Below are 13,031 nucleotides of genomic sequence, written 5' to 3' on the forward strand. Positions count from 1 at the left end.
TACCAGATTGCCGGCTGCGATCTGCCGTTACATGCGCACGGCATTTTCGAAACGAATCATACAATGCACGTTCCACCGATATTACATCGCTAACGCGATTGGGCTTCCGCCGCAACCGGCACCGCAAGGCACTCGTCGAGAGATAAATACCCGACATATAATTAGTTATAACAAATACATCGCCGTCAACATGATGCTGAATGGAGGTAAGATGCCGTCGCACGAGGTATTCGTAATGTGCGGGCAGGTTATTTAGATCTCACTTAGGGAGGGCAGCAACAGCAAGAAAGTCGTCACAAAATTTTCATAAATGCGATCAACGCCTTTTTCTCGGAATCCGACAAGTTGAGCTTATCAAAGGGCAATGTCTGGTTTTCGAGATTGAAACCCAGGCCGTTTCCCCCGCCACGGTCGTAAAAATCGACCACTTCTTCCAATGTCCGGAAAACCCCGTTGTGCATATAGGGCGCTGTGAGGGCAACGTGGCGGACAGTCGGCGTTTTGAATGCGTAGCGGTGCGGTTCGCGTTTGGTAAGCATAAATTTGCCCAGATCGGGATCGACAGCCTTGCCCTCGGCCGTTGCGGGCGTTCCCAGCACTTCGCTTTCGGTTTCGAGGTAAGCAGGCGGCACGGTACCATTGAATAGCGGAAAGAAATGGCAGGTAGCGCATTTGGCCTTCCCCATAAAGAGGTTAAAACCCGATTTTTCCTGGGCAGTCAGCAGGTTCTCCGAACGCCGGAAATGCCGGTCGAGGCGGGAATCCAGAGAGGACAGCGAGCGGATGTAGCTGGCAATGGCGTTTTTGAGGTTGCTTTCGTTAACGCCGTCAGGATAAGCCTCTTCGAATAGTTTACGTGACCCCGGCTGCCTGCTAAGAGCCGCAACAGCGTCGGGCAGCGATCCGTGCATTTCTTCGGGATTCCGGATCACGTCGCTGGCCTGGTCTTCGAGGAATGTGACACGCGAATCGGCAAACTGCGCAGCCTGAAATGACGCGTTTAACAATGTAGGGGCATTCCGGCTGACGCGCATACCGTTAAACCCGAGCGCAAAGCTTCGGGGCTCGCCATCGGTAAAGGCCTTCCCCGGCTGATGACAGGTGGCACACGTGCGTCCTGAATTATTAGACAATACCGGACTGAAAAACAGCATTTTACCCAAAGCTATCCGCTCGGCGGTCATAGCCTGCTCTTCGAAGTTGACAAAGTAACCGGCATCGAACGCACCCGAATCGGTGAGCGTGCGCGCGGAAGCCGACAGCAATCTTTTCTCGGTGAATACGGGGATACCAAGCGCCTTCTGCGCATCGAGCAATCCGCTGCTGAGCGGATTGGCGTAGTATTTAATGAATTCCAACCGGTCGAACGCATTGAAATCCGACGATTTGCGGATATACGCGATCGCCGCGTCGAATGCACTATCCAGTTCTGCCATCTTGGCATTATTCCCGTCTCCGGAAGGATATCGGGCCAACTGATCTCGCATACCCGATAATGCCGAAGCTACTTCGGGCAGGGAATGAAAAGCGACCGGCGAGTCGAAACCCGTAATTCCCATTGAAACGATCCGGAAAACTTCGAGCCGCATTGCATCAAATATATGGCTGTCCGTCAGCTCATTGGTTTCGGAAATCTTTCGCAACCGGTTAACATTCGAGCGAATGACGTTGGCTGTGTGCAGCATCCCGGGATAAGCATCCGTAGCGACCTCGGGAAACACCATTTCCTCCAAAACCTGGAACCCCTGCGGCTCGTTTACGCGCAGGTCGTCGTCCACTTCGGGAATGTTGGGGCCGTTCAGCGCACGGGTGGTTTCGGGGCTATAATAGGCCGATATGAATTCCAGGCGCTTATAAGCCAGCCGGGCCCGTTTGAAGGATTCCTGAATGGCTGCCGGCCGTTTGGCGCGAATGTCGGTCTGCAGGCGGCTCACGGCGCTGTCGAGCGTTATGATATCCTGCAAGAAGGTCTGTTTTATCCTCCTCACAGGCGTGGATTCCGGGCGGGTCAGCCACCAGATCAGGCAAACGATCAGCGGAATTACGATGATCAGGAAGAGCGAAAAAAGCAGTCTCCGGTGCCGGTAGACAAATGAATTGGGGTTACGCGCGAATTTCAGCATGGTGCAGGAGCGGGTATTGAATCAAAAAGGAAAAAACTCCCGGCCCGAAAATTCCGGCCAGGAGTCTGAAAACTATATAATTAACGAGGCAGACCTTCGATAAGGATCAGCTGGCTGGCCTGATTTTCCGATTTACGGACAGAGCCGCCATCCACACCCTTGTATTTATCGCCACGCCATGTGTGCGCCTGAATGCCGAGCATGAACGTATTAGGCCGGCCGGTCACGTCCGACACGTCGATCATACCACTGCTTTCCCACGACCCGAGCGCGGACGTTCCGCCTACATTGTATTTGGCGGCATCGGCCTCGTTACGGCGGTGATCGATTTCAAGGACGGGCGTCAACTGTTTGGTATTGAGATTATATTGATATACATAACCATCGTGCTTCTCGTCGCCGTAACCGTTCGGGTCTTCCATAATGTAGACGTAATCGTAGGTAGCGCAAACGTTATCGGGGTTTTGGAAGGTTTTCGCAATGCCGTTGCGGTCGTCGCCGTCGAGCAGCACTTCCAGCTTGCCTTTCGTCGGATCGTTGGCATCAAGTATCATGCGGTAAACGCGGCCGTATTTGGAACGGGAATAATCGGCATTCGGGCCGGTGTTGTCCTGGCCTGTTACCGCAAAAATCACCTCACGGCCCTGCACTCCGCCCCCTTTGCGGTAATCGACGTCCTCTACCCGCCCGAATTTGATGGCTTTCAGATCATTCACCTTTGCGTTGATCTGCGCCCCGGTCAGTGTCTTGTGGTTGTCGATCCTGACGAATTCCACGTCATACGCCGAGCCGGGTTTCATATCCATTTCTTTTTGGTTGTTATCGGCGCGTTTGAGCATATAAAGCGTACCGTTGTCGAGATCGCCGATGGTGTTGGACATATACATGGCTAGCTGGCCGCCATTTACGTCCGAATCGTCGTCACCGATCACAATCACGGTTTTTCCCGGATAAGCGGTCTTGGGAAGCGGGACCGCGTTCTCGGCGCTCCAGCGGCCCAGGCCCGCCACCTCGCGGGAGATATTCGCCTGGCTTACATCCGAATCCACGTTCAACGCGTGTGTGCGCGATTCCTGGCCGCTTTCCCCGGAAGTTAGGAACACAGGCCCGAAGCCGTGCTCAATCGGCGTTACCAGCGTTGCGGAACACAGACGCCACGTGCCGCCGTCCGAATTCAGCACGTATTCGCCTTTTACGGGTTTGAAGCCTTTGTCCAATGTAATGCGCGACACCGAAAAGTTGTCTTCGTTGTTGACCAGGATGGTGTAGTTACCATCGGGGTTCTGGAAGAGGCCGGCGCCATCCGCGGAACCACCGAACACGTAGCTGGGCGATTGTTCGAGCTGGTCATCGCTACTGAGCAGCGAATAGAGCCTCACATTGCTGGCCGAAACACGTCCGTTGGTAGCGCCGGGAAGCAATTTCGCAAGTACGGGCGTCACGGAACGGTTTTGCAGGGTAATGTCCGGGCTGTTTGGATCGCGGTGGTCCTGGCATGCGCCGAGTGCCAGAAGGCCGGCCAGCGCGGTGTAGGTAAACAAAGGTCTCATGGTGAAGATAAACTGATTAAGTGAAATGGTTTCCACAAAGAACAGCCATTCACTTTTCGCAGAGTTTACGCATTTATTATCAGTTTATTAAGTTGGCGTTACGTTGCCCGTAGCACGCATTCGCAGCCCGATACATTTTGTTTCGGGATCGTAACGCCTCTATCTTTAAGAGCTTACGACATCCTTGCCGACAGCCCCTATAAAAGCAATGTGCCGGGCGGCGAAGCAGGCGATCCTGCTCCGCACAGCCACGGCAGCTATCATCGGTTTTAGTTTTAAAATCTTGATTTCTCCTTGCCGTCGACTTAAATCGACGGCAACAGAATTATTAGTAGCCTGGGTTTTGTTTCAACTGCGGCGACGAGTTGAGTACTGTCTGCCCGATAGGGAAGATCTCGGTGTGATTATCCGCATCCGGGGTCTTATCCCACCAGCTTCCTTTGGTAAACACGCCCCAACGAATCATATCTGTGCGGCGGCGGCCCTCCACCAGGAACTCCCTGCCCCATTCGTCGAGCATTTCCTGGTCGGTAAGCTGGCTGCCGTCGGCCTTGTACAGGCTGGGTGAATTGGCCGGATAATTGCGCTTGCGCACCGCATTCAGCAACGCGGCAGCGGCAGCTTTGTCTCCCGCGCGGTATTTGCATTCTGCCAGCGAATAGTAAATCTCCGCAAAACGTATCTCCGCGTAGGCCGAAGAAATCTTGTTGGGATCGTCGCTCGGATAGAACGGGTATTTCACCGGGAATATCCCCGAATTGTTATCCGCATTGTTCATATTGGAAGTCTTGTCCGCAATAGGCGTTCCCGGTTTCGCATCGAGGAATTTGCCCACCTGGTCGCGGAAATACAGTGCGTACGGCCCCTTGAAACCGCGAACCGTGTCCGGCTTGCCTGCTGAATTGATATACGGCAGATAACCGTAAAGGAACATCCCCTCGCGTTTGCTGTTGCCCAGGTTTTTGTATTTTTTCAACCGAACATCGTCCGGGTACTTCTGGAACTTCACGAACGGCTTGCCCAATGCGAACGGATACTCGTTGCCATCCACGTCGCGACCCGGCTGCATGGCGTATTTAGGGTTGGCATTACCGAAATCGGTAAATCCGAAGTAGCTCGGTGCCAGGTTTGGCAACATCCAGAAATACATGCCGCCGTCGTACTGCCAGTGCGTGAGCCCGAAGCTGCCCGGGAAACCGAATACCGTTTCCTTCGACCTGGCATTATTGTAATCGAATGGTGCGTCCCAGCGCGATTCGAGGGCATATGCGCCATATTTTCCATCGATTAGCTCCTGGCAAAGTTTCGCACAATCGGCGAAACGGTCGGTGCCGGTGTACACTTTTGCATTCAGGTACAGGCGCACGAGCAGCGAAGCGGCGCCGCCCTGCGTCCACCGACCGACCGCATTCTCGCCGAGGCTCTGGACTGTCGGCAATTTCGGCAACGATTCTTTCAGCTCCGTTTCGATAAATGTAAATGCTTCCTGCGGTGTTACCTGGGGCCCGCCGGTCGTTTCGCCCTTCACTTTGGTGACGATCACGATGTTGCGGTAAAAATCGAGCAAGCGCAGGTTCAGCCACGCACGGAGCGTCCGTAGTTCGGCGATCATGCCGTCGAGCTCAGCCTGCGTCATGTCGAACTTCGAAGGGTCTTTAATACCCTGCAAATCTTCCAGCGAGTTGGTAGCCAGCGTTACACCGCCGTACAACGCGTTCCAGGGATCGGCGGTGAAGCCGTCGTTGGGCGTCCAGGTGTGGTAATGCACACGCTGGAACTGTCCGCCGTCGAACCAGTCGCCCTGGCGGTTCGGTGTCATGATCTCGTCGGAGCTGTTTTCCTGCAACATAAAAGTGTTCCCGCCCTGAATGCTCCAATAGCTGTGTTCGAATGCACGCAGGAAGTCGCGGGTGACGTCCTCGCGGGTTTGGAGAAAGTTTTCGGAAGTAATGCGGTCGTAAAGCTCCTCGTCGAGGTTGGTACAGCCTACGGTCGCCAGCAACAGCATGCCCGCCCCGATCCGGGACAGTCCAGTCCGGGACAATCCAGTCCGGGACAGTCCAGTCCGGGACAATGCTGTTGCGGTAATATGCTTGAATATTTTATTCCTTTTCATTGTATTTCAAAAGATTAGAAGGTGAGCTGAACGCCCAGCAGCAGCTGGGTGGTCGACGGGTAGTAATCGAGCGTGCCGTTGTTATCGCTGTTTTTGTTGACACCCGGGTAGAGGCCATTGACCTGGATCAAGTCCGGATCGCCGCCCGTAAACTTCGTGAACGTCGCCAGGTTACGGCTCGTCGCGTAAATGCGCACCGATTGCAGGAATTTCGTCTGGACCGGTTGGGTATAGCTCAGCGTCACGTTGTCGATTTTCAAAAATCCACCCGGTTCGAGGAAATAATCGGATAGTGTCGAATAGGTGGTCGGGCTCGTCAGTTTAGAGTATTTACCGCCATCGTAAGCCGATTTCAGTACGTTCGCATTCTCTTGTGTGGCGGGTGTGCCCAGGTAGAATGCGTAGGTATTGAACAGCTTATAACCGAATGCTCCCCGCAGGAACACGCTCAGGTCCCATTTTTTGTATTTAAAGTTGTTGGAAAGACCCATTGTAAACTTCGGAAGGCCATTGCCTACAAACTGCTTGTCGTCGTTGGTCGCCTGGTTTCCGGGGATTACTTCGCCCTTTTTGTTGTACACCAGCAGTGCGCCCTGGTCGTTCACGCCGGCCGATTTGAGCGCATAGAAGCTACCAATGCGGGTATCCTCCTGCAAGCGCTGCATCGTCCCCGGACTACCCGGTGCGGGCATACCCACCACATCGATGTATTTCTGGCCCTGGAAAAGCGCGTTCGAGAAGGATACGAACTTGTTGTTGTTATAAGCGCCCGTAAAACCGAGGTCGTAAGTAAAATCACCTTTCCGAAGCACCGACGCGTTCAATTGCAGCTCAAAACCGGTATTGCGCATGGTACCCACGTTCGCAAAAGTCTGGCCCTGAATGTTTGGCGGGTTGGATACATTATAATTACCCAGCAAATCCCTGTTGGTACGGATGTAATAGTTCAGGCTACCTGAAAGCTTGCTTCCGAACAGTTCGAAGTCGACGCCGGCATTAAAGTTGGCCGCTTTTTCCCAACGCAGATCATAATTGGTATTCTGATTAGGCCCCCCAAACCTGGTAGTAGGTGCCATTGTACAGGTAATAGCCATAACCGCCGTAAGTGTCCAGCGACAGGTAGTTTCCGAAATCCTGGTTCCCCGTTTCACCATAATCCGCACGCACTTTCAGTTCGTTCAGCCACGGAATGTCTTTCAGGAAACGCTCCTGCGTGGCACGCCATGCCACCGATGCAGCCGGGAAATAACCCCACTTGTTGGAATAGCCGAACTTGGAGGAACCTTCGCGGCGCAAGCTGGCCGAGAGGTAATATTTCTGGTCGAAATCATAATTCAGACGGCCAAAGAATGCGATCAGTTTCGACGAATTCTTGTAGGAACCCACGTTGTTGATTCCCTGCTGCAGGTTCCACAACCCGCTGCCCAGGTTATTGTAGGTCAATACGTTGGAAGGGAAATTCTCATTCTTCGCATTGAAACCCGACGAGGTGAAATACTGGAACGAATACCCGCCCAGCAATTTGACCGAATGCTTGTTCAGGTCCAGATAATAATTACCGATCCATTCGAAGCTCTTCTGATCATTCTCTTCGAGGACCTGCTCGCCCGTGTTCCGTTTGCTGCCATTGACGATGGTCGTCAGCGTCGACGGCGAAAACAGATACCTTCTCATCGACGAGCTCACTTCCCCGAGGGTGATTACGGTATTCAGGTTCTCGAGAATGTTGATCTTTGCAGAACCGTTCATATCCAGCAGCTTGTACTCGCGGTCGGATTTCACGCTCTTCGCGACTTCAACCGGGTTGTTGGCAAAGAATCCGGATGTCAGATATGCGTACTTGCCGGTTGAGTCGTGAACGGAGAGCGTCGGGTTCAGGGTCAGTGCGTAGTTAAAACCGCTGTAATCGGCATCGCTGGTTTTCGAAAAGCGCGGCGCGGCGGTGAAAGTCAGTTCGACCAGATTATTGGCCGTTTTATGATTGATATTGATCCGGCCACCATACTCGCGCTTGGCCGAACGGAGGTCGAGACCATTCGCATCGCGGTAATCGAGCGAGGTGAAATAGTTGGTTTTGCCGTTACCTCCCGAAAACTGGAGCGTATGCTTGTGTGAGAACGACGGGTTACGTTTCACCTCCTTCATCCAGTTGGTGTTGCCACCGAAATCCACGCCACGCTTATGGGCAAGGAACTCGTCTTTTGAAAGTACTTCGAGCTGGTTGGTCGCGTAATCGAAAGTGGTGTACCCATCGTAGAATAAGCGCGATTCCGCCGAACCTTTCTTCGTCGTGATCACGATCACCCCGTTGCTGCCGCGCGTACCGTAAATAGCGGATGCCGCACCGCCTTTTAGGACGTCGATCGACTCGATTTCGTTCTGGTTGATGTTGTCGATATTACCACCCGGCACGCCGTTGATCACAAACAACGGGCCCAGACCGGCGCTCCTCGACGAGGCCCCGCGAAGCTGGATATTAGGCGAAGAGTTGGGATCCGCCGCCGCCGTATTGGTTACCGACAAACCCGCCACTTTACCCTGAATGGCCATCAGCGGGTTATTGCTTCCCACGCGGAGCAAATCCTTGCCCGAAAGGTGCGTAATAGCACTGGAAACCTCCTTTTTGTTCAACGATCCGTAACCGATCACCACCACTTCGTTGAGCGTTTTCTGGTCTTCCACCAGCACGATTTCCAGATTGGTTTTACCGGCGACACTGATTTCCTGGCTCACATAACCCACATTGGAGACTATGAGCGTTGCGGAAGGATTGCTGACTTGCAGTTTGAAGGTACCGTCGGCCCCGGTAACCGTTCCGTTGCTGGTGCCTTTTTCCAGGATCGATACGCCCGGCAGTACGTCCTTCGCATCGGAAACCTTTCCGGAGATTTGGACGGTGTTCTGTGCGACGGCCTGCATAGCCGAAAGAAGCAACAGCATGCAGCCCAGCCAGGTAGCTGCCCGTGCCAGCGATTTCCTTACCGGCCGCTGGCATTTGCCATGACCGGCAGATTTGTATAAATTCATTTTCATGAAGGATTAATAGGGTGAACGCTTCGCAGCGTTGTTACTATTTGATTATAATATTGGATTAATTAAGAATGCTGCGAAGTTCCGGCTTTGGCGCGTAACCGGATGATCGTTTTGTCTCAATTTTGAATCAAAATGTCTCACCCGAAATTTTTATGATTTAACTAGGATTTTAGTGGATATCTTTATGCACCGGTTGTGCCAGGTCGTGATTAATATTGAAGTTCAAAATTGGTGAAAACAGTCTTTTCCTTCCTGCTTTTTTCCCTTGTTCTGGCGGGGGTCCATGCGCAGGAGATCCCTTTCTATTTTCGCAGTTATCAGGTCGCCGATGGCCTTTCCGGCAATGCAGTGGGCAAAATGCTGCAAGACAAGAAGGGTTTTATGTGGTTTGCGAGCCGCAATGGTCTTAACCGCTTCGATGGACATTCGTTCAGGATTTTCAGGAACGTAGCCGGCGATTCCACGAGCATCGGGAGCAACTCGATTTTTGCACTATACGAAGATGCGGCCGAAAAACTCTGGGTGGGTACGCACAAGGGCGTATACCGTTACGACCCCGTTCAGGACCGCTTCGACGCGTTCAGGCTCATCCCTGCCGGCGAGATACTGGAAATCCGGGGCGACCGCAACGGGAACATCTGGATCATCTCCAATCTGACGCTTTACCGCTACCACCTCCGCACAGGCCGCGCGGCACGCGTCGACCTTGGCAACGACCAACCCGTATCGCTGCACGTTTCGCCCGCCGGGGCCGTCTGGGTCGCCTGTAACAATGGCGTGGTGCGCCATTACCAGCAAAGCACGGGCCGGTTCGAAGCTTTTGATTTGGGCGCGTTGTCGGGTATCAGGGATATTTACGGCTCAATGACCCTGCACGCGGTCGGCGACTCGTCGTTGCTGATTGGCTCCATGAAGAAAGTTCTGCTTTTAAACTTTTTGAAAAAACAGGTCCGTAACCTCACTGCGGCGGGCCTGCCGGCAGAGGACGTGCAGGTGCATACCATTTTCCGGAAAAGCAGCCGCGAGTTCTGGCTCGGCACCGAATCGGGGCTTTATATCCTGGACCTGGTCTCGGGCCATTCCCAGCATATTGTCCGTGAACAGTTTAACCGCTATTCGATTACCGACAACATTATCAACGCCATTTTCCGCGACCGCGAGGGCGGTATCTGGATCACGACCCAGTTTGGCGGGATCAATTATTACTCTACGCAATTCAATAATTTCCGCAAGTTCTTTCCAAAACCCGGTAACGGCATCAGTGGCAGCATCGTGCATGAAATTACGGCGGATAAATATGGCAGGCTCTGGATCGGGACCGAGGACGCGGGGCTCAACCGGCTCGATCCTCGAACGGGTATATTTAAAGCGTTTGTTCCGGATGGCCGTCCGGGCAGTATCTCCTACCACAACATACACGGACTGGTGGCCGACGGCGACGAGCTGTGGGTGGGTACCTACGAGCACGGTCTCGATGTGCTCGACCTCCGCACCGGGCGCGTAATCCGGCATTACAACGCCTCGTCCAATCCGCGCTCGCTCAGCAGCAATTTCATTGTTACATTATATAAAACCCGCGACGGCGATATCCTGGCAGGCACCTGGATGGGCCTTTGCAAATACAACCGCGCTACCGACGATTTCACGAGAATACCATTCTTCAATGCGCAGGTACAAAGCATTCACGAAGACGCCGAAGGAACCATTTGGGCAGCCAGCTACGGCGGCGGCGTTTATTATTTCAACCCGAAAACCCGAAAACAGGGGCACCTCCGCCAGAATGCCGACCGCCCCGACGGACTCCCGGACAATTACGTGAACAGCATTTATCAGAGCTCCGACAAGAGCATCTGGCTCTGCACCGAACACGGGCTTTCGCGCTACAACCCGGAAACCGGGCAATTCAGGAATTACCGCATGACCGACGGCCTGCCCGACAACCAGGTATTCCGCGTTTTGGAGGACGAGTCGGGCAATTTCTGGATTTCGACTTCCCGCGGGCTCGCACGGCTCGACGGCCACACCGACCAGTTCACTACCTTTCACACCGGCAATGGCCTGCCCACGGACCAGTTCAATTACAACTCATCCTACAAAGATCCCGACGGCACATTGTATTTCGGCACGGTGGCCGGAATGGTCGGTTTCAAACCGGCCGCATTGCTTCGGAACGCATTCGTACCACCGGTTTACATTACGCGTTTGCAGGTCAACAACCACGATGTGGACGTGCGGCAGGCCGACTCGCCCCTCAGGCAATCGGTCGTTTACGCGAGCGGGCTCACCCTCCCCTATCAAAGCTCGGGTGTAAGCTTCGAAGTGGCCGTGCTGAGCTATGTCATTCCTGAACGGAACAGCTATCAATACCAGCTCGAAGGACTTTCGAAGGAATGGGTACCGTTCCAGGGCAGCCGGCGCATTCATTTTGCGAAGCTCCCGCCCGGCGAGTACACGCTCAGAATCCGCGGCGCCAACAACGACGGCCTTTGGAACACCCGTGAAAAACGGCTGAATATTACCATTCTACCGCCGTTCTGGGCGACTGGCTGGGCATATTCGTTTTATGTGGTGCTGATTGTGAGTATTATTGTGGTAATTTTTCGTTATTATTTCCTCGCCCTCCATGAAAAAAACCGCCGGCAGATCGAGACGATTGAAATGGGAAAAGAGCGGGAAATTTATAATGCCAAAATCGACTTTTTCACCAATGTGGCGCACGAGATCCGTACGCCGTTGACGCTGATCAAAATGCCGCTCGACAAGCTGCTGGCGAGTGTAAAGTCGGACCCTGAAATGATTGAGCGTTTGAATATGATTGATAAAAACACCTCCCGGCTGATCGACCTGACCAACCAGCTCCTCGATTTCAGAAAAGCCGAGGCAAATAATTACAGCCTTAATTTTACCAAAACCGATATTAACGAACTGCTCAACGACGTCTTCGCGACCTTCCGCCCCGCCGCGGAGCAAAAGCAGTTGCAATACAAACTGGAATTACCGCGCATTACATTGCAGGCGTTTGTGGACGAGGAAGCCTGCAAGAAAATCACCAGCAACCTGATCAGTAACGCGATCAAATATGCCGAAAGCCGCGTCAAAGTGAAGCTTTCTCCATTCAACAGCGACGACCTCCTTTTCCATATCGAATTCTCCAACGACGGCCCGCTGATCGAATACCAGGACCGCGACCGCATTTTCGAGCCGTTTTACCGCGCGGAAGGCAATAGCAAGGAGCAGGGAACAGGCATTGGCCTGCCGCTCGCCCGGTCGCTCGCCGAGTTGCACAAGGGCTCGCTCGAACTGAAACGGTCGGAAATGGATCAGAACACATTCCTGTTGTCCATCCCGATCCACCAGGATTACGAGCTCGACCTCAATAAGGAGAACGAAGGAACCGCCGCGGAAAACAATGCCGGCGAAAATGAACAAAGTTCGGCTAACCCGAATAAACCCAATGTATTACTTGTAGAAGATAACACTGAAATTCTCGGGTATCTCGGCCGCGAACTAAGCCTGGATTATAATATTTTCAGGGCGGGCGACGGCCGGCAGGCCATCGATCTGTTGCAGGAAGAACAAATCCATCTGGTAATCTCCGACATTATGATGCCTGTGATGGACGGTATCGCATTATGCCGGGAAATGAAAAATGATGTGCGTTTCAGCCACATCCCAATCATCCTGCTGACCGCCAAAAACTCGATCAGTTCCAGGATCGAAGGACTGGAAGTAGGTGCGGACGCTTACATCGAAAAACCGTTTTCGCTCGAACATTTATCCGCGCAGATCTCGAACCTGCTCCATAACCGCGATATTATCAAAGATTATTTCGCGCGCTCGCCGCTTACCCACATCAAGGGCATCGCATTCTCGCGTGCGGACAAGGACTTTCTCGAACAGCTGAATGCCATCATCACCGCCCACATCGCCGACAGCGATCTGGATGTGGATATGTTGTCGTCCAAAATGAACATGAGCCGCCCTACCCTATACCGGAAGATCAAGGGCATTTCCGACATGACGCCCCATGAGCTTATTAACCTGTCGCGGCTCAAAAAAGCGGCCGAACTGCTTGCCGAAAAAAATTACAAAATCAACGAAGTGGCCGACATGGTGGGATACAGCGTGCCTACCAACTTCTCGCGCGATTTTCAAAAACAGTTCGGCGTGAGCCCTTCCGGTTACATGAATGCATTGTAGGTTGTCCGG

At 53.2% G+C, this 13,031-nt stretch carries 6 protein-coding genes; 1 reads left to right on the forward strand and 5 read right to left on the reverse strand.

The genetic code is table 11. From position 1 onward, the window contains the following. Positions 1–293 precede the first annotated feature (293 nt). From ABV298_RS31365 to ABV298_RS31385, 5 genes are all read right to left on the reverse strand, one after another. Positions 294–2,123 carry a cytochrome c peroxidase gene (locus ABV298_RS31365; protein WP_353720054.1) on the reverse strand — a complete coding sequence of 610 codons (1,830 nt, stop codon included), beginning with the start codon at positions 2,121–2,123 and terminating at the stop codon, positions 294–296. Positions 2,124–2,203: 80 nt separating this feature from the next. Then, complete coding sequence (locus ABV298_RS31370; protein WP_353720055.1) at positions 2,204–3,673, reverse strand: hypothetical protein; 1,470 nt, start codon at positions 3,671–3,673, stop codon at positions 2,204–2,206. 328 nt (positions 3,674–4,001) lie between these two features. Beyond that, complete coding sequence (locus tag ABV298_RS31375) at positions 4,002–5,789, reverse strand: RagB/SusD family nutrient uptake outer membrane protein (RefSeq protein WP_353720056.1); 1,788 nt, start codon at positions 5,787–5,789, stop codon at positions 4,002–4,004. Between the two features lie 14 nt (positions 5,790–5,803). Then, complete coding sequence (locus ABV298_RS31380) at positions 5,804–6,865, reverse strand: TonB-dependent receptor (protein WP_353720057.1); 1,062 nt, start codon at positions 6,863–6,865, stop codon at positions 5,804–5,806. Next, the gene (locus ABV298_RS31385) at positions 6,834–8,816 is read right to left on the reverse strand and encodes a SusC/RagA family TonB-linked outer membrane protein (protein ID WP_353720058.1); all 1,983 of its coding nucleotides are present in this window, start codon (positions 8,814–8,816) and stop codon (positions 6,834–6,836) included. Before ABV298_RS31385 ends, ABV298_RS31380 begins: the two co-directional genes overlap by 32 nt. 237 nt (positions 8,817–9,053) lie before the next feature. Here ABV298_RS31385 and ABV298_RS31390 point away from each other — a divergent pair, with 237 nt between their 5' ends. Further along, positions 9,054–13,022 (forward strand): two-component regulator propeller domain-containing protein, encoded by a 3,969-nt coding sequence (locus tag ABV298_RS31390; RefSeq protein WP_353720059.1) that lies wholly within the window; start codon positions 9,054–9,056, stop codon positions 13,020–13,022. Positions 13,023–13,031: the final 9 nt, after the last annotated feature.

The sequence above is a fragment of the Dyadobacter sp. 676 genome (assembly GCF_040448675.1).
Taxonomy (GTDB): Bacteria; Bacteroidota; Bacteroidia; order Cytophagales; family Spirosomataceae; genus Dyadobacter.

Coding starts and splice junctions, on each gene's coding strand:
- ABV298_RS31365 (WP_353720054.1), bottom strand. CDS start 2,123: ATGCTGAAATTCGCGCGTAACCCCAATTCATTTGTCTACCGGCACCGG.
- ABV298_RS31370 (WP_353720055.1), bottom strand. CDS start 3,673: ATGAGACCTTTGTTTACCTACACCGCGCTGGCCGGCCTTCTGGCACTC.
- ABV298_RS31375 (WP_353720056.1), bottom strand. CDS start 5,789: ATGAAAAGGAATAAAATATTCAAGCATATTACCGCAACAGCATTGTCC.
- ABV298_RS31380 (WP_353720057.1), bottom strand. CDS start 6,865: ATGGCACCTACTACCAGGTTTGGGGGGCCTAATCAGAATACCAATTAT.
- ABV298_RS31385 (WP_353720058.1), bottom strand. CDS start 8,816: ATGAATTTATACAAATCTGCCGGTCATGGCAAATGCCAGCGGCCGGTA.